Here is a 21260-nt window from a genome sequence, read left to right as displayed (position 1 = left end):
GGCCGATCGAGACCCGCGACACGCCGGGGCCGGTGTTACCGCTCGGAAACACGCGAGACACCGGCGGGCAACTCCCCGCTCGTAGCTTCCCTGCCAGCCGTCCGCCCATCCTCGGAGGATCGATGTTCACCAGTCCCGATGACGTCACGAAGTACATCCAGGACAACGACGTCAAGTTCGTCGACGTCCGCTTCTGTGACCTCCCCGGCGTCATGCAGCACTTCACCATCCCCGCGGAGACCTTCGGTGAGGACACCTTCACCGACGGACTGGGCTTCGACGGCTCGTCCATCCGTGGCTTCCAGGCCATCAACGAGTCGGACATGCTGCTGCTGCCCGACCCGAACAGCGCCTTCGTGGACCCGTTCCGCACCTACAAGACGCTGAACGTCAACTTCTTCATCCACGACCCGATCACGCGTGAGGCCTACTCCCGTGACCCGCGGAACGTGGCGAAGAAGGCCGAGGCCTACCTCGCCAGCTCCGGCATCGCCGACACCGCGTACTTCGGCCCCGAGGCCGAGTTCTACGTCTTCGACTCGGTGCGCCACAACACCTCGATCAACGAGGGCTACTACCACATCGACGCGGTCGAGGGCTCCTGGAACTCGGGCTCGCTGACCGGTGAGAACGGCGTCGGCCCGAACCTGGGCTACAAGACGCGGCAGAAGGGCGGGTACTTCCCCGTCGAGCCGACCGACCACCAGAGCGACCTGCGCTCGGCGATGATGGTCAACCTCGCCAACGCCGGCCTCGAGCTCGAGCGTGGCCACCACGAGGTGGGCACCGGCGGCCAGGCCGAGATCAACTACAAGTTCGACACGCTGCTCCGCTCGGCGGACAGCCTGATGCTCTTCAAGTACATCATCAAGAACACCGCCTGGGCGCACGGCAAGTCGGCCACCTTCATGCCCAAGCCGCTGTTCGGCGACAACGGCTCGGGCATGCACTGCCACCAGTCGCTGTGGAAGGACGGCGTCCCGCTGTTCGCCGCGGAGACCGGCTACGCCGGCCTGTCGGACATGGCCCGGCACTACATCGGTGGTCTGCTCAAGCACGCCCCGTCGCTGCTGGCCTTCACCAACCCGACGGTCAACAGCTACCACCGCCTGGTGCCCGGCTTCGAGGCCCCGATCAACCTGGTCTACTCCGCCCGCAACCGGTCGGCCTGCACCCGGATCCCGATCTCGGGTGACAACCCGAAGGCCAAGCGCATCGAGTTCCGCGTGCCCGACCCGTCGGCCAACCCCTACCTCGCCTTCTCGGCGATGCTGATGGCCGGCCTGGACGGCGTGAAGAACAAGATCGAGCCCCCGGCCCCGGTGGACAAGGACCTCTACGAGCTGCCGCCCGAGGAGGCCCTGGGCATCGAGAAGGTCCCGGCCTCCCTCGACGCCGTGCTCGACCGGCTCGAGACCGACCACGACTACCTGCTCGACGGTGGCGTGTTCACCCCCGACCTGATCGAGACCTGGATCGAGTACAAGCGGGAGAACGAGATCACCCCGATCCGCCTCCGCCCGCACCCGCACGAGTTCGCGATGTACTACGACATCTGATCCACCGCTCCCCTGCGGCCCCCGACCTCACCCGAGGTCGGGGGCCGCAGTGCGTCGGGGGCTCGGCTCAACTCCCCCGGTCCGGTTCCGATACGAGATCTGTTGGTTTCCCCGGCCAACCCGGACCCGTCGAGGAGACACCGTGCTGCGCCGCACCAAGGACACCCCGGTCACCGCCCCGCCCCGCGGGCTCGAGGCCCTGGAGCAGGTGCTCGCCGCCCTCGAGGCCGGCGTGCCGGACGAGGCGCACGCCCACCGCGTCGTCGTCGCGGCCCTGGTGGACGCCCTGGCCCTGGACCACGGCGCGGTATGGTTGCCCGTGCGCGGCGGGTTCGCCCTCGCCCACGAGACCGGACCCCTGGCACCCGCGATGGCCGGCACCGCGCTGGCCGCGGCCGGCGGGCTGGGCGGGCAGGCCCTGCTGCGCCGGGAGCCGGTGCTCGCCGGTCCGTCGACGGACCCCGCCGGGTGCGCCCGCTGGGCCGCCGCCGTCGCCGCCGGTGCCCGGCAGGGCTGCGTCCTCCCCGTGCTGGTGGACGACGAGGTGGTCGCGGTGCACGAGTACCTCGGTCGGGCCGACCTGCCGAGCGTCGGGACCTGGCAGGCCGTCGCCCGGATCACGGCGCAGGCCCACCGCCGCGCCCTGGTGGAGGCGCAGCTGACCGAGACCATCCACGACCGGGCCGCCGTCACCACGGTGGTGACCGAGATCGGCGCGGCCGACAGCCAGTCCGATGCGCTGCGCACCGCGCTGGAGACCGTCCGCACCGCCTTCGGCTGGGCGTACGGGTCCTACTGGGCCCTGGACACCGGCACCGGCGTCCTGCGCTTCGACACCGAGTCCGGGTCGGCCGGGCCGGAGTTCCGCGAGGTGACCCTGGCCGCCAGCTTCGCCGAGGGCGTGGGCCTGTCCGGGCGCGCCTGGCGGGCCCGGGACCTGGTCTTCGTCTCCGACCTCGCCGAGCTCACCGACTGCGTGCGGGCACCGGCCGCGCAGCGGGCCGGGGTGCGCTCCGGGGTCTGCTTCCCGGTCACGGTCGGCGGCCAGGTCATCGGGACGATGGACTTCTTCACCACCGAGACCATCGAGCTGTCGGACTCCCGGGCCTCGGCGCTGCGCAACGTGGCCCAGCTGGTCTCCCAGCGGATGGAGGTGCTGCGCCGCAGCGACAGCGACGCCGCCAACGCGCGGGCACTGCTGGACACCGTCACCCGGTTGCGGCAGGCCGCCGACGACGCGGGCCGGGTGGCCGTCGGCGCGGTCGAGCAGGCCGGGTCGATGACCACCGAGGTCCAGGCGCTGGACGCCGCCTCCGCCGCGGTCGGGGAGGTGATCCGGATCATCTCCGGCATCGCCGACCAGACCAACCTGCTCGCCCTCAACGCCACCATCGAGGCCGCCCGGGCCGGTGAGCTGGGCCGCGGGTTCGCCGTCGTCGCCAACGAGGTCAAGGAGCTGGCCCGGGAGACCGCCGGCGCCACCAAGCGGGTGGCCGCCCAGGTCACCGGGATGCAGGAGACCACCCGAGCCGTGTCGGCCGGCATCGCCGAGACCAGCCGGCAGATCGGCAGGCTGGACGCCGTCCAGGCCCGGATGGACGACGTGCTGGCCGAACAGGCCCGGATGGCCACCGCGTTCGAGGGTTGAAACCCCTCCGACCAGCGGAACCGGATGTTCCGGACCCCCCGGGGGGTGGGCATGGACCGATGATGCCGTTGCCGACGCCCCGCGGGCCGCTGTCCGACGCTCTCTTCTCCGACCTGACGACCGGGGCCACGATCTCCCCGGCCACCCTCGCCCTGGCCGACCAGGCCGCCGCCACCCCCGTGCCGCTGTCCGACGACGACCTGCAGATCGCGCTCTACGTCTGCTACGAGCTGCACTACCGGGGCTTCCCCGAGGTCGACGACCGGTTCGAGTGGGACCCGACGCTGCTGGGCCTGCGCGCGGTGCTCGAGGACGCCTTCGAGGCCGGCCTGCACACTGCGGCCGACCCGTGGGTGCGCTCCTTCGTCGACCCCGCGGACTCCGTGGACCGTCAGCTGGCCGCGATGGTCGCCGCCGACGACGGCCCGTCGATGTCCGAGCACATGGCCAAGCGGGCCGACGAGACGCAGTGGGCCGAGTTCCTCACCCTGCGCTCGGTCTACCACCTCAAGGAGGCCGACCCGCACACCTGGGTGATCCCCCGCCTGGACGGCCGGGCCAAGGCCGCGGTGGTGGAGATCCAGGCCGACGAGTACGGCGGCGGTTCCGCCGTCCGGATGCACTCGGCGCTCTTCGCCCGGGTCATGGGCGCCTTCGGGCTGGACGCCACGCACGGCGCGCACGTCGACGTCGCCCCGGCCGAGCAGCTGGCCACGCTGAACGCGATGAGCTTCTTCGGGCTGCACCGCCGGCACCGCGCAGCCACCGTCGGTCACCTGGCGGCGCTGGAGATGACCTCCACGGTGCCCAGCCGCCGCTACGCCTCTGGGCTGCGCCGGCTGGGCAAGGGCGAGGACGCGACGCTCTTCTACGACGAGCACGTGGAGGCCGACGCGGTGCACGAGCAGGTCGCCTCGGTGGACATGTGCGGCTCGCTGGTCGCCGACGACGAGTCGCTGCGGGCCGACCTGCTCTTCGGTGCCGCCGTGGCCCTGGAGCTCGAGGCCCGCGCGGGCGCGCTGGCGCTGCAGGAGTGGACAGCCGGGCGCAGCGCGCTGCGCGCCCGGGTCGCCGTCCACGTCTGACGCACGCACGACAGAGCCCCTCCCCGCTGCGGCGGGGAGGGGCTCCGTCGTGTCTCACTCGGTGTCGAGCGCCTCGAGCCGGGTGGTGGGGCGCTCGCTGCGCGGGGCGGACGGCGCGTGGAAGCCGGCCTTCTTGTGGCTGCCGTCGCAGAACGGCTTGAGGCCGGACTTGCCGCAGCGGCACAGCGCGACGGTGTCCCGGCCCGGGTCGATCTCGTTGCCGTCGGTGTCGACCAGCCGGAAGTCGCCCCGCACGATCAGCGGGCCGTCCCGGTAGGGGGTGATGGTGGCGCGTTCGCGGTCCTCGGGCACGACAGGACGGTGCCCGGCCGCACCCAGGCCGAACCTCAGGCAGCGGCGGCGTCCCGCTTGCCGACTTCCTCCCGCACCAGCGGGATCACGTACCGGCCCACGTCGATCGCATCGCCGAGCAGGTCGTAACCGCGCATCGAGATGATGTCGACGCCCAGGTCGACGTAGTCCAGCAGCGCGGCGGCCACGGTCTCCGGGGTGCCGACGAGGGCGTTGGAGTTGCCCGCTCCCCCGCTGGCGGCGGCGGTGGGCGTCCACAGTGCCCGGTCGAAGCGCTCTCCGCGGGCGGCGATCTCCAGCAGGCGCTGCGAGCCGGTGTTCTCCGGGCCGTCGGCCGGGGGCCGGCTGATCGACAGCGGCGCCCGCCCGGTGCCCGAGCGCATCGACTCGATCCGCGCGACCGTGCGGTGTGCCTTCTCCCAGGCCAGCTCCTCGGTGGGGGCGATGATCGGGCGGAAGGCGACCTGGATGCGGGGCATCTCGGTGCGCCCGGCGGCACGGGCGGCGGCGTGCACCCGCTCGATCTGCTTCGCGGTCTCCTCCAGGGGCTCGCCCCAGAGCGCGAAGACGTCGGCCTCGGCACCACCGACGGCGTAGGCGGCCTCCGAGGAGCCGCCGAAGGACAGGTCCGGTCGGGGCTGCTGCACCGGGAAGGTGTCGGAGACGAAGTCGGCGAAGCGGTAGTGCTCGCCGTCCCAGTCGAAGGGCTCGTGCGACGTCCACGCCTTCTTCACGATCTGCATGAACTCCCGGGTGCGGGAGTACCGCTGGTCCTTGGTGAGGAAGTCGCCCTCGCGCTGCTGCTCGTGGTCGGTGCCGCCGGTGATGACGTGCACGGTCAACCGGCCCTGCCCGATCTGGTCCAGCGTGGCGAAGGTCTTCGCGGCGAAGGTCGGGTAGCTGACGTTGGGCCGGTGGGCCAGGAGCACCTGCAGCGTCTCGGTGTGCGCCAGCAGCCAGGCCGCCGCCGCCGAGGGCTCCGGGGCGCCCGAGCCGTAGGCGAACAGCACCCGGTCCCAGCCGAAGTCCTCGTGTGCCCGGCCGAGCCGGATCGTGTACTCCCGGTCGAAGGACGCCCCCGAGCGCGGGGTGGTCTCCGACGCGTCGTTGGTGGCGGCGATCCCGAGGAACTCGATCGGCATGGTGACTCCCGGTGGCTGGCGACGTCGTCCCCTCGGCCAGCGCACGGCCCGGGTGTCCTGTTCCCGGGTCAGGACGCGTCGGGCTCCATGCCGTAGAAGACCCGCTCGACCACCGACCGGGCGTGCCGGGTGGCCCGCCGGTAGTCGTCGACGAACTCCCCGGGGTCGACGTCGGCGCCGTACCCGCTGGCCCGGGCCACCCCGGAGAGCTCCAGGCCGGGCCGGGGCAGCTGGTCGCCCGGCCGGCCGCGGACCAGGAACACCGCGTTGCGGGCCCGGCTGGCCCGCTCCCAGGCCTCCCGCAGGGCGTCGACGTCCTCCGCGGCCAGCAGCCCCTCCGCCCCGAGCGCCGTCAGCGCGTCGGTGGTCGGGGTGGTGCGCAACGCGGGGTGGGTGCCGGCGTGCTGGAGCTGGAGCAGCTGCACGGTCCACTCGACGTCGGCCAGCCCGCCCCGACCGAGCTTGGTGTGCGTGGCCGGGTCGGCGCCGCGGGGCAGCCGCTCGCTCTCGACCCGGGCCTTGATCCGGCGGATCTCGGCGACCTGGGCGTCGGTGAGCCCGTCGACCGGCCAGCGGAGCGGGTCGACCAGGTCGCAGAACTGCCGGCCCAGCTCCTCGTCACCGGCGACCGGTTCCGCGCGCAGCAGGGCCTGCACCTCCCACACCGACACCCACCGGTCGTAGTACTCGCCGAAGGAGGTCAGGCTGCGCGACATCGGGCCCTGCCGGCCCTCCGGTCGCAGGTTCGCGTCCACGTCGAAGGCGGGGTCGGGGGCCGGCTCGCCGAGCAGCCGGCGCAGGGCGTGCGCGATGGCGTTGGCGGCCGCGGCGGCCTTGGCGTCCTCGGCGCCCGGGCGCACCCGGTGCACGTAGAGCACGTCGGCGTCCGAGCCGTAGCTCATCTCGGCTCCCCCGAGCCGGCCCATGGCGATGACGGCCATGTCGACCGGCACGTCGGCGACGGCCACCTTGGCGTCGGCCGCCCAGCTGCGGACGGCGGCGTCGAGCCCGGCGCGCAGCGTGGCCACGGCGACGTCGCGCAGCGCCACCCCCACGGCGACGACGTCGAGCATGCCCAGCAGGTCGGCGCAGGCGATCCGCAGCAGCTCGGTGCGCCGCAGCGCGCGCAGCACCCGCACGCCCTCGGCGGCGGTGCCGGCGCGGGCCACCGACTGGCGCCAGGCCGAGGCCAGCGCATCGGCGCTGCGCGGGACCAGCTCCTCGTCCCGGGCCAGCAGCCGCAGCGCCTCGGGGGTGCGGGTGAGCAGCCCGGAGACGTAGCGGCTGGAGCCCAGCAGCTGGGCCAGCCGCTCGGCGACCTGCCCCTCGTCGCGCAGCAGCCGCAGGTACCACTGGTTCCCGCCCAGGGACTCCGACACCTGCCGGTAGGCCAGCAGCCCCGCGTCGGGGTCGGCGCAGGAGGCCAGGGTCTGCAGCAGCACCGGCAGCAGGTAGCGCTGCATCGACGCCGAGCGGGACACCCCGCCGGTGAGCGCGGCCAGGTGCCGCAGTGCGCCCTCGGGGTCGGCGAACCCCAGCGCGCGGAGCCAGGCGCCGGCGGCCTGCGGACCCAGCGCCAGCTGCTCCCCGGGCACCCGGGCCACCGCCGACAGCAGCGGGCGGTAGAAGAGCTTCTCGTGGATCCGGCGCACCTCGCGGGTGTGCAGGGCGAGCTCGGCGCGCAGCACCGCGACGGCGTCCCCGCGGTGGTCGGGCTTGTAGCCCATCGAGCGGGCCAGCCAGCGCAGCTGGACCTGGTCGGTGGGCAGCAGGTGGGTGCGCCGGAGCTTCAGCAGCTGCAGCCGGTGCTCCACGGTGCGCAGGAACCGGTAGGAGGCCACCAGCGTGGCGGTGTCGTCGCGGCCGACGTAGCCCCCGGCCGACAGCGCGAGCAGCCCCGGGATGGTGCCGCCGGTGCGCAGTGCGACGTCCACCCGGCCGTGCACCATCTGCAGCAGCTGGACGCTGAACTCCACGTCGCGTAACCCGCCGCGGCCCAGCTTCAGCTCCCGGCCGGCCTGGGCGGGCGGGATGAGCGACTCGACCCGGCGGCGCATGGCCTGCACGTCGGCGACGAAGCCGGGCCGGTCGCCCGCGGTCCAGACCAGCGGCCACAGCGCGTCGACGTACTCCCGGCCCAGGGAGGGGTCCCCGGCGACCGGACGCATCTTCAGCAGCGCCTGGAACTCCCAGGTGCTGGCCCACTGCTCGTAGTAGGCGACGTGGTGGGCCAGGGTGCGCACCAGCTGCCCGGCCTTGCCCTCCGGGCGCAGCGCCGCGTCGACCTCCCAGGCCGCCTCGTGGCAGACCCGCATGAGCGTGCTGCAGACCCGGGTGGCGGTGGCGATCGCGCCGGCCTCGTCGGGCTCCTCCCCCGTTGCCGGGTACGGCTCGGCCACGAAGACGACGTCGACGTCGCTGACGTAGTTGAGCTCCCGGCCCCCGGCCTTGCCCAGCGCGATCACCGAGATCCGGCAGGGGGTGGCCGCGGCGGTCTGGTCGGCCAGCGCCAGGGCGAGGCCTGCGGTGAGCACGGCCGCGGCGAGGTCGGCCAGCTCGCCGGCCACCTCCTCGGCGCTGACGCCGTCACCGAGGTCGCGGCCGGCGATCGAGAGCACCGCCCGGTGGTAGGCGCGGCGCAGGTCGCGGACCCGCGAGACGTCGGCGTCGGGCGCCGGGGTGCCCAGCCCGACGCCCCACGGCGGGTCGTCGGGATCGGCCCCGACGGCCAGCAGCATCTGCTGTTCCAGGGCGTAGGGGGTCGGGCGGGCCAGCCCCGGCTCGGTGTCCAGCACGACCCAGTCCTCGGGGAACCCGGCCAGGTGGTCGTCGAGCCCCGCGCTGGCGCCGAGGACGGCGAGCAGCCGGCCGCGCAGCAGCGCCGATCCGCGCAGCCGGGCGAGCAGCTGGGCGGCCAGCTCGCCGGAGGGGTCCTCCCGGTCGAGGGCCTCCACCAACCGGGAGAGCGAGAGCAGGGCCAGGTCGGGGTCGCCGGCCCGGGCCAGCGCGGACACCACCGGCGCGGCCTCGGGGTCGGCGGGCTCGTTGCGCTCGAGGTCCCAGAGGCCGAGGTCGGGGTGGGACAGCAGTCGGGCGGCGCGCGCGCCGTCCTCGAAGCCGAACCGGACCAACCGGACGACGGCCCGACGCGGGATCTCGGTCGGCTCGGTCACCGCGCTCAGCCCGCGGAGGTGCTGGCGCGGGACTCGACGAGGGCGGCGAACCGGCCGGCGAACGGGGCCCAGACCTCCTCGAGGTCGGGGTGCACGTCGGTCGCGGCCAGGCACACCGTCTCGACGTCCCGGCCGGTGGAGGCGACGCCCACCGGGTCGCCGGTGGCCCAGGTGCGCACCATCTCCGGCGTCGTCTCGATGTGGAACTGCAGGCCGTAGACGTGCCGGCCGACCCGGAAGGCCTGGTTCTCGTAGGCCGGGTTGCTGGCCAGCAGGGTGGCCCCGGCCGGCAGCCGGTCGATCTCGTCGTGGTGCCACTCGAGCACGTCGGGGCTCAGCGGCAGGCCGGTGAACACCGGGTCGACGTCGGCGGCATCCCGCTTGGCCACCAGCGTGGCGCCCACCTCGGGCCCCTCGGCCCCGACCCGGGTGCTGCCGCCGCCGACCTGGGCGAGCAGTTGCGCGCCCAGGCACACCGCGAGCGTGGGGACGTCGTCGGCCAGCGCCTGGGCGAGAAGCGTGCGGACGCCGACCAGCTCGGGGCTGGTGGCCGCATCGTCCAGCGAGGACTGCGGGCCGCCCAGCACCAGCAGCCCGTCGTGCCCGGACAGGTCGACCGGGAGCTCGTCGCCGCGGTCCAGGTGCCGGGCGTCGAGCTCCAGCCCGGCATCGGTGAGCCACTGCCCCAACCGCCCCGGCGGGTCGGTGTCGGACGGGACGACGACGAGCAGGCGGGTCACCCCGACAGGTTAGAGCCCGGGGAGGTAGCGCCTGAGCTCGAAGGGGGTGACGTTCTGCCGGTAGGAGTTGAACTCCTCCCACTTGTTGCGCAGGAAGAACTCGAAGACGTGCTCGCCGAGGGTCTCGGCGACCAGCTCGCTGCTCTCCATCGCGGTGAGCGCCTCGCCCAGGCTGACCGGCAGGTCCTCGTACCCGGCGGCGCGCCGCTCGGTGTCGGTGAGCGACCAGACGTCGTCCTCGGCCTCGGGCGGCAGCTCGTAGCCCTCCTCGATGCCCTTGAGCCCGGCGGCCAGGAGCACCGCGAAGGTCAGGTACGGGTTGCAGGCACTGTCCGGGGAGCGCACCTCGACCCGGGCCGAGTTGGCCTTGGACGGCTTGTAGGAGGGCAGCCGGACCAGGGCCGAGCGGTTGGCCTTGCCCCAGGTCGCCGCCGTCGGGGCCTCGGTGCCGGCCAGCAACCGCCGGTAGGAGTTCACCGTCTGGTTGGTGACCGCGGTGACCTCGCGGGCGTGCCGGAGCAGCCCGGCGATGAACTGCTTGCCGGTGGTCGACAGCCGCATCGGGTCGTTGGCGTCGTGGAAGGCGTTGCGGTCGCCCTCGAACAGCGAGAGGTGGGTGTGCATCGCCGAGCCGGCCAGGTCGGTGAACGGCTTGGGCATGAAGGTCGCGTGCACGCCCTGGGCCAGCGCGACCTCCCGGACCACGTGCCGCAGCGTCATGATGTTGTCGGCCATCGACAGGGCGTCGGCGTAGCGCAGGTCGATCTCCTGCTGGCCGGGGGCGACCTCGTGGTGGCTGAACTCCACCGAGATGCCCATCGCCTCCAGCGCGAAGACCGCCTCGCGGCGGAAGTCGTGGGCCACGTTGTGCGTCGACAGGTCGAAGTAGCCGCCGGTGTCGGCCGGGGTGGGCGGCGTGCCGTCGTCCGGGAGGTCCTTGAGCAGGAAGAACTCGATCTCGGGGTGGGTGTAGAAGGTGAACCCCATGTCCGCGGCCTTGCCCAGGGCGCGGCGCAGCACGTGCCGCGGGTCGGCCCAGGCGGGCGAGCCGTCGGGCAGCGTGATGTCGCAGAACATCCGGGCGGTCTCGCTGACCCCGCCCTTGGCGCTGGGCATCACCTGGAAGGTGCCCGGGTCGGGCTTGGCGAGCATGTCGGACTCGTAGACCCGGGCGAAGCCCTCGATCGCCGAGCCGTCGAACCCGATGCCCTCCGCGAACGCGGCCTCGATCTCGGCCGGCGCGACCGCCACGGCCTTGAGGTAGCCCGAGACGTCGGTGAACCACAGCCGCACGAAGCGGATGTCGCGTTCCTCCAGGGTGCGCAGGACGAACTCCTGCTGTCGGTCCATGCCGGTCATCCTCGCCTCCGAGCGTGTCCGGGTCGTTACGCGGGGGTGGGTCAGGCGGCGGGCGGGGGCAAGGCGGAGCCGGCCACCCACTCCTCCCAGGAGACGTTCCAGTCGCCGAACCCGTCGGTCGCGTCGAGCTGCCCGCCGGCGTTGCTCACCTGGACGACGTCCCCACGGCCGAAGTTCTCGTAGAACCAGCCGGCGTTGGCCACCGAGACGTTCAGGCAGCCGTGGCTGACGTTGCGGCGGCCCTGGTCGCCCACCGACCACGGCGCACCGTGCACGAAGATGCCCGAGTTGCTCAGCCGCGAGGCGTACTGGACCGGGGTGCGGTACCCGCCGGGCTGGTCGATCGGGACGCCGTAGGTGGAGGAGTCCATCGTGTACTCGCGGGACTGCTGCATGACGACGTAGGTGCCGCTCGGCGTGGGGCTGGAGTCCTTGCCCAGCGAGGTGGGCATCTCGCGCACCAGCGCGTCGTCGACGTACAGCCGCAGCACCAGCTCGTCGGCGTCGACGACCCCGACCCGCTTGGGCCCGATGTCGAACTCGACGTGCTTGCTGGCCTCGCCGTGCACGCCGTCACCGACGTCCAGGCCGTAGGTGTCGACGTCCACGGCGACGTGTGTGTACGCGGGCCAGAACTCGGCCGGCCGGTAGTGCACGCTGCGGTCGGACAGCCACGACCACGAGCCGGCGACCGCCGGGGTGGTGACCACCGAGAGCCGGCGCTCGACCGCGGCCCGGTCGGTGACGTCCTCGTCGAAGGTGATCGCGATCGGCTGGCCCACGCCGACGACGCCGGTGTCGGCGTTCGGGAACACCGTCGGCATGGTCAGGGTGCGCGGGCTGACGGTGCCGACCGTGCCGCTGGTGGTGCCGGTGCGGCCCGCCGCGTCGGTGGTGGTGGCCGAGACGGAGTACTCGGTGGCGTAGGCGAGGTCGGCCGCGGCGGTCCAGGTCACCCCGGTCGGATCGAGGGCCCCGGCCAGCGGGGTGCCGTCGGCTGCGGTGACCGTCACCGAGGTGAGCGTCCCGTGGCCGGCGTTGACCCGCAGCGGGGTGACCGGGTCGACCTCGGTCGAGCCCAGCGGGGGGTCGACGCTCACCACGGCCGTGGGCACCTCGGCGGTGCTGGGTGCGGCCGCCGTGGTCGTGGTCGGTGCCGCGGCGTCGGTCTCCGTGCCGGACTGGCAGCCGGACAGCAGCACGGCCGAGAGCACCGTGAGGACGAGGAGCGGGGTGCGGAGCGGGCGAACACCGGGCATGGCGTGACCTCGTGCGTCTGTCGGTCGGGCCGGGCGACACCCCGGTTCACCCAGAGTCTGACATGCGAAACGCAAGGGTCCCGGACGACTGGAGTCGAGAACCGACGAGAGATCCGCCGATCCACTGGCAGGTCTGTCCCGTCACCTCCGGGTGCAGGATGACGGCGTGACGACGACGTCCTCCCCCGAGCCCGAGTCCGTCCTCTACGGCGGCACCTCCACCGCCCGCGTGCGGATCCACCACCTGCAGGCCGCCAAGGCCGCCGGCGAGAAGTGGGCGATGCTCACCGCCTACGACACCTACGCCGCCCGGGTGTTCGAGGAGGCCGGCATCCCGGTGCTGCTCGTCGGGGACTCCGCCGGGAACGTCGTGCTGGGGCACAGCTCGACCGTCCCGGTCACCGTGGACGACCTGCTGCTGTTCACCAAGGCCGTCACCCGCTCGACCTCCCGGGCGCTGATCGTGGCCGACCTGCCCTTCGGCAGCTACGAGGCCTCGCCCACCCAGGCGTTCCAGACCGCCGTGCGGATGATGAAGGAGGGCGGGGCGCAGGCGGTCAAGCTCGAGGGCGGCGCCCGGGTCGCCCCGCAGGTGCGGCTGCTCGCCGAGAACGGCATCCCGGTCATGGGCCACGTCGGGTTCACCCCGCAGTCCGAGCACGCCCTCGGCGGCTTCCGGGTGCAGGGTCGCGGGGACGGCGCCGAGCAGGTGCTCGCCGACGCCCGCGCCGTCGCCGACGCCGGGGCCTTCGCCGTCGTCCTGGAGATGGTGCCCGCCGACGTCGCCGCCCGGGTCACCGCCGAGCTCGCCGTCCCCACCGTCGGCATCGGCGCCGGCCCGGACTGCGACGCCCAGGTGCTGGTCTGGCCGGACATGGCCGGGCTCAACGGCGGCCGGGTCCCGCGGTTCGTCAAGAAGTACGCCGACCTGCGCGGTGAGCTGCTGCGGGCGGCGCAGGAGTACGCGGCCGAGGTGCGGTCCGGGGAGTTCCCCGGCCCCGAGCACTCGTTCTAGGCCGGACGTCCCCCTAGACGTCGGTGACGCGGATGCCGGCGTGGACCTTGTACCGGCGGTTGACCGAGACCAGGTTGATCGTCAGGGCCTCCACCTGGCGGGCGTTGCGCAGCCGGCCGGCGTAGACCCCGCGCATGCCGGGCAGCCGGCCGGCCAGGGCCTGCACCAGGTCGGTGGCGGCGCGGTCGTCACCCACCACCATGACGTCGCCCTCCAGCGTCGGGTGGGAGAGGTCCTCCAGGCTCACCGCGGACAGGTGGTGGAACGCCCCGACCACCGAGCTGTCGGGCAGCAGCGCCGCCGCCTGCTGGGTGACGCTGCCCTCGGGCACGTCGAGCACGTAGGCGCCCAGCTCGTCCCAGCCCATCGGCACGACGCAGTCGACGACGACCTTGCCGGCCAGTGGTGCGGCCAGCTCGGCCAGCGTGTCGGCGTGCCCGGCGAAGGGGACGGCGACGACGAGCACGTCGGCGGCACCCGCGACGTCGGTGTTGGACCCGCCCTGCACCGACACCTCCACGCCGCCGGCGGCCGCCTCGGCGCGTGCGGCGACGGCGCGGGCGGTCTCGGCAGCGCGGTCGGCGTCCCGGGACCCGAGCAGCACCCGCTGACCCGCGGCCGCCCAGCGGACCGCCAGGCCCCGGCCCTGCGGCCCGGTCCCGCCGAGCACCCCGATGACGAGGTCCTCGACGGCTCGCTCGGTGGTCTGTCCTGTGTCCGTCACCTGGGTCGTCTCCTCGTGTCACGGGCGCCCGGACGCGGCCACCTCGGTTCGATCATGCCCCCGGGGAGGCTGCCCAGCAGGGCGGGTCAGCGCTCGCCGTCCCGCTCCCAGGCGCGGTCGGCGGCGTCGGCCTGCTCGTTGCGCTCGGCCACCGTCTGCAGCGCGGCCTGAGCCTCCTCGCGGGTGTCGAAGGGGCCCAGCCGGTGGCGCTCGGCGCACCCGTCCCGGTCCTCGACGGTGCGGTGCTTGAGGCAGAAGTACCAGGGACCCTCGGCCACGGTGGGCCTCCTCGTCGGTGATGGGCGGGCGTCGGCGCCCGCGGACCCACCCTGACACCACCGGTGACCGTCCGCCTCCTCGGCGTCGGTCGCCGCGGTCGTCGACGACACGCCGCACGACACGCCGGGGAAGGTCAGCACCGCGTCACCTGAGGTGTGCACAGGGCTCGCAGCGCGGGCCTGGAAGCAGGACACTGCCCCCGTGTCCCTGGGCTGGAGTCACTACACCGATGCCGTGGTGTCGGTGCCGCCCCGTGCCCGGGAACCGCGCACCGCCGCCCGGTGGATGGCCGCGTTCATGCTCCTGGGTGCTGCGGCGGGTTCGGTCAACCTCGTCGTGGCCGGCGTCCTCCGGGACGGCGCCCCCCGCGGGGTCTACGCCGCGACGATGGCACTGCTGGCCGTGCTCGGGCTCTGGTTCATCGCCCGCCCCCGCGCCGGGGTGCGGTCGACCTTCGCCCTGGTCCTGCTCGGCGACCTGGTCTACGTCGTCGTCGCCGCCTCGGTGGCGGACCCGCTGCGGCACGCCACCCCGCTGATGATGCTGTTCGCCGCCTTCGTGGCGGCCTGGTTCCTGGACGCCTGGATGCTCGGGGTGCACATGGCCGTCGTCCCGTTCGCGTGCTGGTCGGCCCTGGCCCCGAGCTTCACCGACGCGCCGGGCCTCGGCGTCCAGGTGCTGGTCAACGCCGGGATGCTGGACGTGGCCGCGTTCGGCGTCTTCGTGCTGCGCCGCCGGGTGCAGGGCCTGCTCGCCGCCACCGAGGCCCTGTCCTCCACCGACCCGCTGACCGGCCTGGCCAACCGGCGCTCGCTGGTCACGCAGTCCGAGCGGCTGTGGCGGCAGGCCCACCGCGGGGGCGACCACGTCGTCGCGCTGGTGCTGGACCTCGACCACTTCAAGCAGCTCAACGACACCCACGGGCACGCCACCGGGGACGCCGTGCTCCGTGCCGTCGCGCAGGCGCTGCGGGCCGTCGTCCGACCCACCGACGTGCTCGCCCGGATCGGCGGCGAGGAGCTCGTGGTGGTCGGCCTGGCCGCGGACCGCACCGAGGCGCACCGGCTGGGCGAGCGGCTGCGCAGCGCCGTCCGGCAGGCCTGGGTGGACCACCCGGGGGTGACGGCCTCGATCGGCATCGCGCTGGACCGACCGTCCTCCGACACCGATCCCGCCGCCGGCGTGTGGCGCCTGGTCGACCGTGCGGACGCGGCGATGTACGAGGCCAAGCAGGCCGGCCGGGACCGGGTGGAGCTCGCCCCGCCCCTCGTGCCGCTGCCGCGGGCGGCGCACCCGGTCGTCCGGCTCGACCGCCCCGCCTGAGCGCGGCTCTGCTCTGATGGGGGCATGACCACCGCGCTGCGCCACCGCCCGCACGGGATCGATCCCACCCGCACCGTCCCGCTGCCCCTGCGGGACCAGGCCGAGGTCCGGGACCGGTGGCTGACCGAGCGGGTGCGCGACCTGCTGCCCGACCTGATGGACGACGCGGGCATCGACCTGTGGGTGGTCGTGGGCCGGGAGTACAACGAGGACCCGGTGCTGCCCACGATGCTCCCGGCGTCCTGGTTGTCGGCCCGCCGCCGGACGATCCTGCTGCTGCACCGCAGCGACGACGGCGTGACCCCGATGGCGGTCGCGCGGTACCCGGTGGGCCAGTTCGTCTCCGCCTGGGACCCCGACGACGACGAGCCGGGCGCCTCGGCCGAGCAGTCGCAGTGGGCCGCCGTCCGCCGGGTCGTGGAGCAGGCCCGGCCGCGGGCGATCGGGATCGACGTGTCGGACACGTTCGCGCACGCCGACGGTCTCTCGCACACCGAGCACGGCCTGCTCGTCGAGGCGCTGGGCCCGTGGGCGCAGCGGCTGGTGCCGGCCGAGCAGCTCGCCGTCCGCTGGTTGGAGACCCGGCTGCCGGAGGAGATCTCGGCGCTGCACGCGATGAACGCGCTGGTGCACGAGACCATCGCCGAGGCGTACTCCCCCGCGGTGCTGCGGGTCGGGGACTCCACCGCGCTGGACGTGGCGTGGTGGATCCGGCAGCGGTTCCACGACCTGGGCGTCGAGCCGTGGTTCCAGCCGACGGTCGGCCTGCAGCGCGCGGGCGTCCCGCTGCTCGACGAGCGCGGCACGATCGTCGGCGGGGTGCCGCACGACGCGGTGGTCGAGCCCGGCGACCTGGTGCACTGCGACGTCGGGCTCAAGACCCTCGGGCTGACCACCGACACCCAGCGCAACGGCTACGTGCTGCGCCCCGGGGAGACCGCTCCCCCGGCCGGGCTCGTGCACGCCCTGGCCGTGGGCAACCGCATGCAGGACCTGGTGACGACGGCGATGACCCCCGGCCGGACCGGCGACGAGGTGCTCGCCGCCGCGCGCGCCGCGGCTGCCGCCGAGGGCGTGGACGGCGACGTCTACTCCCACCCGGTCGGCTTCTACGGCCACGGCGCCGGCCCGGCCATCGGCATGTGGGACGCCCAGGGCGGGGTGCCCGGGACCGGGCAGGCCCCCGTCCGGGAGTCCACGACCTGGGCGCTGGAGCTGTGCGTGCGGGTCGCGGTGCCCGAGTGGGACGGCCAGCTGGTGCGGATGGCCCTGGAACAGGGCATCGCCCTGACCGCCGAGGGCGTCTCCTACCTGGACGCCCGGCAGACGTCCCTGATCACGATCTAGGGCGCATCGACCGGCGCCGACCGTCGCCGAGAGTGCAGTTGCGGTCGCCCCGACCGTCGCGCCGCTGCGTGTCGGCAGCCGGAACTGCACTCTCGAGCAGGGCCGGGGCGGGCGGTCACCCCTGCTCGCGCGCTTCAGCCGTCGCCGCGTCGTTGGCCTTCTCGATCGCCTCCACCAGCTCGTCCTTGGTCATCGACGAGCGGCCCTCGACGTCCAGGCGCTGGGCGACCTCGTAGAGGTGCTCCTTGGTGGCGTTCGCGTCCACACCGCCGGCGGTGCCCAGGTCGGTGTCCCGGTTCCCGCGGGCCGACTGCTCGTCCGACGGGCCGGCCTCGTCCTTGGGCTCCCAGTGGTCGCCGACCTTCTCGTGGGTGTGCTTCACCGCCGCCCACGCCACCCGGTTGGCGGCCGCGGGGTCGCCGTCGTAGGTCTCCTCGGCGCTGTCGTGCGCCTGGGCGTAGGTGTCCTTGGCCTTGTCGTCGGAGCGCTGCAGGGTGCTGGGCAGCTCGTCCTCGATGGGCCTGCCCTGGTCGTCGGTCTTCGCCATGCGGGCGCTCCTACCCGGCAGGCTCCTCGAGGAACGTCGTCCAGAAGGCCCGTTCGCTGTCGGTGAGCGGCCGGGACGACGCCCCGTTGGTCATCACCAGGACGGCGACGACGGACAGCGCGACGTGCCCGTCCTGGCGCAGCTCCTGGCGGGTGGTGACCGAACTTGTGCCCAGCCGGGTCACCCAGCTCTCGATGGTCACCTGCTCGTGGGGGCGGTAGTACAGCTGGCGCAGGTAGTCGACCTCGAGCCGGGCGAGGATGACCGGCGGGTGCGCCGACCCGTCGCCGCCCGCGGCGGTCTCCGAGGCCATGGTCAACCGGGCGTCCTCGACCAGGCTCAGTGCCCGGGCGTGGTTGACGTGGCCGTAGACGTCGGGGTCGGACCACCGCAGCTGGACGGCGTGCTGGTGCCGCACGGTCAGACCGTCTCCTCCGACGTCCGGTGCCCGCCCTCGTCGGCGTCCGGGTGCAGCGTGCGCTCCTCGGACTCGGCCAGGATCGCCGCGGCCTGCGCCTCGGGGTCCGCGCTGCCGGCGGCCCGCTCCTCGGGGAGCAGGTCGGCCCGGGTCTCGACGTTGTGCTCGGTGACGTTGGCGCGCGCCTCGGGGGTGGGGTCCTGGGAAGAGGTCATGCCAGCAACCTAGGTGCCACCGGCGTCCTGGGCTCTGCGGCCTCACCCCCCGAAGCTGGCGGCCAGACCCAGGGCAGCCGGCCCGACGAGCACGATCATCAGCGCCGGCAGGATGCACAGCATCAGCGGGAACAGCACCTTGACCGGGATCTTCATCGCCTTCTCCTCGGCCCGCTGCCGCCGCTTGACCCGCATCTCGTCGGCCTGCACGCGCAGCACGTCGGCCATCGAGATGCCGAACTCGTCGGCCTGGTTGACCGCCCGGCAGGGCCCGGACCAGACCCGACCACGTGCCGGTGGCCACGCTGGCGGCGGTCAGCAGGCCCAGGGCCCCGAGGACGAGGGGCCCAGCAGCCGGTTGGGCAGCACCGCGAACCGCAGGTCGACGACGGTCAGGAGCGCGGCCCCGGCGGCGAACCACAGCCAGGCCGGGAGTGCCGGGACCAACCCCACCCGGAGGACGACGGCGGCCACCAGCAACCCGGTGCCGACCTGCGCCACCACCGGGGCGAGGGTCAGGGTCCGCGTCGTCGTCCCACCGGACCCTTTCGGGTCACGCACGAGCCGTGGGGCCAGCTCGGTCGCCGCCCGTCCCCACGCGAGCCCGAGCACGCCCACCGCGCCGGCGACGGCGACGAGCATCGGGTCCACGGCCAGGAGGGTGACACGGTGCAGGTCGGCGGACCGCTGCGCCACGCTGGCCGTCACCGCACCCCGGCGTCAGCTCGAGGCGCGCTCCGCACAGGTCGGGCAGGCCTGTTCGGCGCCGGGGTCGAAGGCCTGCTCGCCCCACACCCGGACGGTGACGTTGCACAACGAGGTGGTCGTGGACAGGTCGGCACCGCCGGCCTCGACGGCGTGCCAGGGCCCGGCGAGCTGCTCGGCGGTCCGGCCGTCGTCGGCGTCGGGCAGGGTCACCGGCGTCGTCTCGCGGCCGGTCCAGTAGTCGCTCATCCCCCGACCCTGCGCGTTCGGCGTCCGTCCCGCTGCCTGGGGTCGGCCCGGGGACAGCGCGCCACCCCGGGGTCAGCGGGAGGTGAGCCGGGGCAGGTCGGCGAAGACGGCGTCCAGGGCGGAGTGGGCCGCGCCCAGCAGGCCGGCGCGCGGGCCGGCCTGGCTGACCCGCACCTCCAGGCCGTCGGTGACCAGCGGGGGGCTCTGCGCGTACACCGCCGAGCGGACGCCGGCGACGAAGGCCTCGGCCTGGCTCAGCCAGCCGGCGAGCACCAGGCGGTCGGGGTTGACCAGGTTGACGATGGTGGCCAGCACGGTGCCGGTGCGGCCGCCGGCCTCGCGCAGCAGCCGGGTGGTCTGCGGGTGGGCGTCCCGGGCCAGGTCGAGCAGGTCGTCGACCCCGGCGACGGTGACCCCCTCGTCGCGCAGCCGCTGGGCCAGCGCGGCCCCGCTGGCCACCGCGTCCAGGCAGCCCACCCGCCCGCAGGAGCAGGCCACCGGCTCCGCGTCGGGCACGGTCACGTGGCTGATGTCCCCGGCGAACCCGCGGGCCCCGCGCTGCAGGGCGCCGTCCACCACGATCCCGCAGCCAATCCCCGACCCGGCCTTGACCAGCACCAGGTGCTCGGCCGTCGGGTCGGTCGCGTGCTCGCCCAGGGCCATCAGGTTGGCGTCGTTGTCCACCACCACCACCGTGCCCGGGGGCAGGTGCGGCCGGGCGACCGCGGCGACGTCGGCACCGTTCCACCCGGGCATCCGAGCCGGGGAGGTGACCACGCCACCGGGGAAGGCGACCGGCCCGGGGACCCCCAGGCCCAGGCCCAGCAGCGGACCCGCCGCGGGGCCCTGGTCGGCGAGCAGCTCGCCCAGCACCCCCGACACGGTGGCCAGGACGACGTCGGGCCCGTCGCCGACCCGGACCGGCACCCGGCGCTCCCCCAGCAGCCCGCCGGTCACGTCGAGCACCGCGCAGTCGGCGTGCTGCTCCCCGAGGCCGACCGCCCCGACCACCCCCAGCCCGGGCCGCAGGGCCAGCCGTCGTGGTGGGCGGCCGCTGCCGGTCACCGGCCCGGCGACCTCGGCGAGGACCCCCGCACCCAGCAGCTCGTCGACCCGGCCCGCCACCGTGGTCGGGGACGCCCCCGTCAGCCGGGACAGCTCGGCGCGCGAGGACGCCCGGCCACGGCGGACCAGGGAGACCAGCGACGTCGGCGACCCCGGGCGGGCGAGGGAGGCGGGAGGCACGACGGCAGTAGAGCACGCGATCGGCTCGAATGTCCCGCCCGTTAAAACCTTTCTGGATTAACTCCTGGGTCTTTTGCGTGCAACCCCCGGGTGCTTACTGTTCGCGGCGTCACACCCCGCCCCTGCCCCGGAGGAGTCAGCCGTGTCCGGTACCGCGCCCAGCGCCACCCCGATGGTCAGCCTGCGCGGCGTCCAGAAGCACTTCGGTGCCCTGCACGTGCTGCGCGACGTCGACCTCGACGTCGCCGCCGGGGAGGTGGTCGTCGTCATCGGCCCCTCGGGTTCGGGCAAGTCGACCCTGTGTCGAACCATCAACCGGCTGGAGCCCGTCGACTCCGGTGAGGTGCGCGTGGACGGCGTCCTCGTGCCCGCGGAAGGCGCCGCGCTCGCCCGGCTGCGCGCCGACGTCGGGATGGTCTTCCAGTCCTTCGACCTCTTCGCCCACAAGACCGTGCTGGAGAACGTCTGCCTGGCGCCGGTGATGGTGCGCAAGACCCCCCGAGCGCAGGCCCGCCGGGAGGCGATGGCCCTGCTGGAGCGGGTCGGCATCGCCGACAAGGCCGGCCACGTCCCCGCCCAGCTCTCCGGCGGCCAGCAGCAGCGGGCGGCCATCGCCCGCGCCCTGGCCATGCAGCCCAAGGTGTTGCTCTTCGACGAGCCCACCTCCGCGCTGGACCCCGAGATGGTCGCCGAGGTCCTGGCCGTGATGACCGCGCTGGCCGACGAGGGCCTGACGATGGTCGTGGTCACCCACGAGATGGGCTTCGCCCGCCGGGCGGCCGACCGGGTGGTCTTCATGGACGCCGGGCGCATCGTCGAGGTCGCCCCGCCAGAGGAGTTCTTCGCCGGCGGCGGCAGCGAGCGCACCCGCAGCTTCCTGTCCGCGGTCCTCACGCACTGACCCCTCAGCTCCGGC

General features: G+C 74.1%; 22 protein-coding genes. 7 read left to right on the top strand and 15 right to left on the bottom strand.

Annotated features, from left to right (window positions below; all coding sequences use genetic code 11):
• Nucleotides 1-122 precede the first annotated feature (122 nt).
• The 3 genes from glnA (F1C76_17940) to F1C76_17930 all read left to right on the top strand — a co-directional run bounded on the left by glnA (F1C76_17940) (nt 123) and on the right by F1C76_17930 (nt 4292).
• On the top strand, nt 123-1559 hold the full coding sequence (gene glnA, locus F1C76_17940) for a type I glutamate--ammonia ligase (GenBank protein QNG38197.1): 1437 nt from the start codon (nt 123-125) through the stop codon (nt 1557-1559).
• A 370-nt stretch (nt 1560-1929) separates the two neighbouring features.
• Entirely contained in the window at nt 1930-3207 is a 1278-nt protein-coding gene (locus F1C76_17935; protein ID QNG39351.1) for a GAF domain-containing protein, read from the top strand.
• 62 nt (nt 3208-3269) lie between these two features.
• Nucleotides 3270-4292, top strand: coding sequence for an iron-containing redox enzyme family protein (locus F1C76_17930; protein QNG38196.1), 1023 nt, complete (start codon nt 3270-3272; stop codon nt 4290-4292).
• Between the two features lie 54 nt (nt 4293-4346).
• On the opposite strand, the gene F1C76_17925 is transcribed toward F1C76_17930, so the two are convergent.
• From F1C76_17925 to F1C76_17900, 6 genes are all read right to left on the bottom strand, one after another.
• Nucleotides 4347-4604, bottom strand: a complete 258-nt coding sequence (locus F1C76_17925; GenBank protein ID QNG38195.1) for a CDGSH iron-sulfur domain-containing protein — start codon at nt 4602-4604, stop codon at nt 4347-4349.
• Nucleotides 4605-4639: 35 nt separating this feature from the next.
• On the bottom strand, nt 4640-5746 hold the full coding sequence (locus F1C76_17920; GenBank protein ID QNG38194.1) for an LLM class flavin-dependent oxidoreductase: 1107 nt from the start codon (nt 5744-5746) through the stop codon (nt 4640-4642).
• Between the two features lie 68 nt (nt 5747-5814).
• Nucleotides 5815-8919, bottom strand: coding sequence for a bifunctional [glutamine synthetase] adenylyltransferase/[glutamine synthetase]-adenylyl-L-tyrosine phosphorylase (locus tag F1C76_17915; GenBank protein QNG38193.1), 3105 nt, complete (start codon nt 8917-8919; stop codon nt 5815-5817).
• 5 nt (nt 8920-8924) lie between these two features.
• Complete coding sequence (locus F1C76_17910) at nt 8925-9659, bottom strand: type 1 glutamine amidotransferase (GenBank protein ID QNG38192.1); 735 nt, start codon at nt 9657-9659, stop codon at nt 8925-8927.
• Between the two features lie 9 nt (nt 9660-9668).
• Complete coding sequence (gene glnA, locus F1C76_17905; protein QNG38191.1) at nt 9669-11009, bottom strand: type I glutamate--ammonia ligase; 1341 nt, start codon at nt 11007-11009, stop codon at nt 9669-9671.
• 50 nt (nt 11010-11059) lie between these two features.
• The gene (locus tag F1C76_17900; GenBank protein ID QNG38190.1) at nt 11060-12277 is read right to left on the bottom strand and encodes a L,D-transpeptidase family protein; all 1218 of its coding nucleotides are present in this window, start codon (nt 12275-12277) and stop codon (nt 11060-11062) included.
• 166 nt (nt 12278-12443) lie between these two features.
• On the opposite strand from F1C76_17900, the gene panB reads away from it, so the two are divergent.
• A complete protein-coding gene (panB, locus tag F1C76_17895; protein ID QNG38189.1) occupies nt 12444-13292 on the top strand; it encodes a 3-methyl-2-oxobutanoate hydroxymethyltransferase in 849 nt (282 codons plus the stop codon).
• Nucleotides 13293-13305: 13 nt separating this feature from the next.
• On the opposite strand, the gene npdG is transcribed toward panB, so the two are convergent.
• Both npdG and F1C76_17885 read right to left on the bottom strand, forming a co-directional pair.
• On the bottom strand, nt 13306-14016 hold the full coding sequence (gene npdG / locus F1C76_17890; GenBank protein QNG38188.1) for an NADPH-dependent F420 reductase: 711 nt from the start codon (nt 14014-14016) through the stop codon (nt 13306-13308).
• Nucleotides 14017-14102: 86 nt separating this feature from the next.
• Nucleotides 14103-14294, bottom strand: a complete 192-nt coding sequence (locus tag F1C76_17885; protein QNG38187.1) for a hypothetical protein — start codon at nt 14292-14294, stop codon at nt 14103-14105.
• A gap of 286 nt (nt 14295-14580) precedes the next feature.
• Between F1C76_17885 and F1C76_17880 the strand changes: the two genes are divergently transcribed.
• Nucleotides 14581-15618: a GGDEF domain-containing protein gene (locus tag F1C76_17880; GenBank protein ID QNG39350.1), complete on the top strand. Its 1038-nt coding sequence runs from the start codon at nt 14581-14583 to the stop codon at nt 15616-15618.
• A gap of 24 nt (nt 15619-15642) precedes the next feature.
• Complete coding sequence (locus tag F1C76_17875; protein ID QNG38186.1) at nt 15643-16965, top strand: aminopeptidase P family protein; 1323 nt, start codon at nt 15643-15645, stop codon at nt 16963-16965.
• 115 nt (nt 16966-17080) lie between these two features.
• Here the strand turns inward: F1C76_17875 and F1C76_17870 are convergent, their stop codons facing one another.
• The 7 genes from F1C76_17870 to F1C76_17840 all read right to left on the bottom strand — a co-directional run bounded on the left by F1C76_17870 (nt 17081) and on the right by F1C76_17840 (nt 20344).
• Nucleotides 17081-17512, bottom strand: coding sequence for a cation transport regulator ChaB (locus F1C76_17870; GenBank protein QNG38185.1), 432 nt, complete (start codon nt 17510-17512; stop codon nt 17081-17083).
• A 10-nt stretch (nt 17513-17522) separates the two neighbouring features.
• Nucleotides 17523-17936, bottom strand: coding sequence for an acyl-CoA thioesterase (locus tag F1C76_17865; GenBank protein ID QNG39349.1), 414 nt, complete (start codon nt 17934-17936; stop codon nt 17523-17525).
• Nucleotides 17933-18145 carry a hypothetical protein gene (locus tag F1C76_17860; GenBank protein ID QNG38184.1) on the bottom strand — a complete coding sequence of 71 codons (213 nt, stop codon included), beginning with the start codon at nt 18143-18145 and terminating at the stop codon, nt 17933-17935. The genes F1C76_17865 and F1C76_17860 overlap by 4 nt, the downstream gene beginning before the upstream one ends.
• 42 nt (nt 18146-18187) lie before the next feature.
• Entirely contained in the window at nt 18188-18373 is a 186-nt protein-coding gene (locus tag F1C76_17855) for a hypothetical protein (protein QNG38183.1), read from the bottom strand.
• A gap of 87 nt (nt 18374-18460) precedes the next feature.
• Nucleotides 18461-18841: a hypothetical protein gene (locus tag F1C76_17850; protein QNG38182.1), complete on the bottom strand. Its 381-nt coding sequence runs from the start codon at nt 18839-18841 to the stop codon at nt 18461-18463.
• A 24-nt stretch (nt 18842-18865) separates the two neighbouring features.
• A complete protein-coding gene (locus F1C76_17845) occupies nt 18866-19099 on the bottom strand; it encodes a hypothetical protein (GenBank protein QNG38181.1) in 234 nt (77 codons plus the stop codon).
• A 72-nt stretch (nt 19100-19171) separates the two neighbouring features.
• Complete coding sequence (locus tag F1C76_17840; GenBank protein ID QNG38180.1) at nt 19172-20344, bottom strand: ROK family protein; 1173 nt, start codon at nt 20342-20344, stop codon at nt 19172-19174.
• A gap of 172 nt (nt 20345-20516) precedes the next feature.
• On the opposite strand from F1C76_17840, the gene F1C76_17835 reads away from it, so the two are divergent.
• Nucleotides 20517-21245 carry an amino acid ABC transporter ATP-binding protein gene (locus tag F1C76_17835; protein QNG39348.1) on the top strand — a complete coding sequence of 243 codons (729 nt, stop codon included), beginning with the start codon at nt 20517-20519 and terminating at the stop codon, nt 21243-21245.
• The last annotated feature ends 15 nt before the right edge of the window (nt 21246-21260 follow it).

The sequence above is a fragment of the Geodermatophilaceae bacterium NBWT11 genome, from assembly GCA_014218215.1.
Classification (GTDB): domain Bacteria; phylum Actinomycetota; class Actinomycetes; order Mycobacteriales; family Geodermatophilaceae; genus Klenkia.
The sequence above is the reverse complement of the archived record's forward strand: the minus strand, read 5'-3'. Positions and strand labels throughout refer to the sequence as shown.

What these genes read in the sequence shown, in the direction of transcription:
- glnA (QNG38197.1), top strand. Translation starts at nt 123, where the DNA reads ATGTTCACCAGTCCCGATGACGTCACGAAGTACATCCAGGACAACGAC.
- F1C76_17935 (QNG39351.1), top strand. Translation starts at nt 1,930, where the DNA reads ATGGCCGGCACCGCGCTGGCCGCGGCCGGCGGGCTGGGCGGGCAGGCC.
- F1C76_17930 (QNG38196.1), top strand. Translation starts at nt 3,270, where the DNA reads ATGCCGTTGCCGACGCCCCGCGGGCCGCTGTCCGACGCTCTCTTCTCC.
- F1C76_17920 (QNG38194.1), bottom strand. Translation starts at nt 5,746, where the DNA reads ATGCCGATCGAGTTCCTCGGGATCGCCGCCACCAACGACGCGTCGGAG.
- glnA (QNG38191.1), bottom strand. Translation starts at nt 11,009, where the DNA reads ATGGACCGACAGCAGGAGTTCGTCCTGCGCACCCTGGAGGAACGCGAC.
- F1C76_17900 (QNG38190.1), bottom strand. Translation starts at nt 12,277, where the DNA reads ATGCCCGGTGTTCGCCCGCTCCGCACCCCGCTCCTCGTCCTCACGGTG.
- F1C76_17880 (QNG39350.1), top strand. Translation starts at nt 14,581, where the DNA reads ATGGCCGCGTTCATGCTCCTGGGTGCTGCGGCGGGTTCGGTCAACCTC.
- F1C76_17875 (QNG38186.1), top strand. Translation starts at nt 15,643, where the DNA reads ATGACCACCGCGCTGCGCCACCGCCCGCACGGGATCGATCCCACCCGC.
- F1C76_17870 (QNG38185.1), bottom strand. Translation starts at nt 17,512, where the DNA reads ATGGCGAAGACCGACGACCAGGGCAGGCCCATCGAGGACGAGCTGCCC.
- F1C76_17860 (QNG38184.1), bottom strand. Translation starts at nt 18,145, where the DNA reads ATGACCTCTTCCCAGGACCCCACCCCCGAGGCGCGCGCCAACGTCACC.
- F1C76_17855 (QNG38183.1), bottom strand. Translation starts at nt 18,373, where the DNA reads ATGGCCGACGTGCTGCGCGTGCAGGCCGACGAGATGCGGGTCAAGCGG.
- F1C76_17845 (QNG38181.1), bottom strand. Translation starts at nt 19,099, where the DNA reads ATGAGCGACTACTGGACCGGCCGCGAGACGACGCCGGTGACCCTGCCC.
- F1C76_17835 (QNG39348.1), top strand. Translation starts at nt 20,517, where the DNA reads ATGGTCAGCCTGCGCGGCGTCCAGAAGCACTTCGGTGCCCTGCACGTG.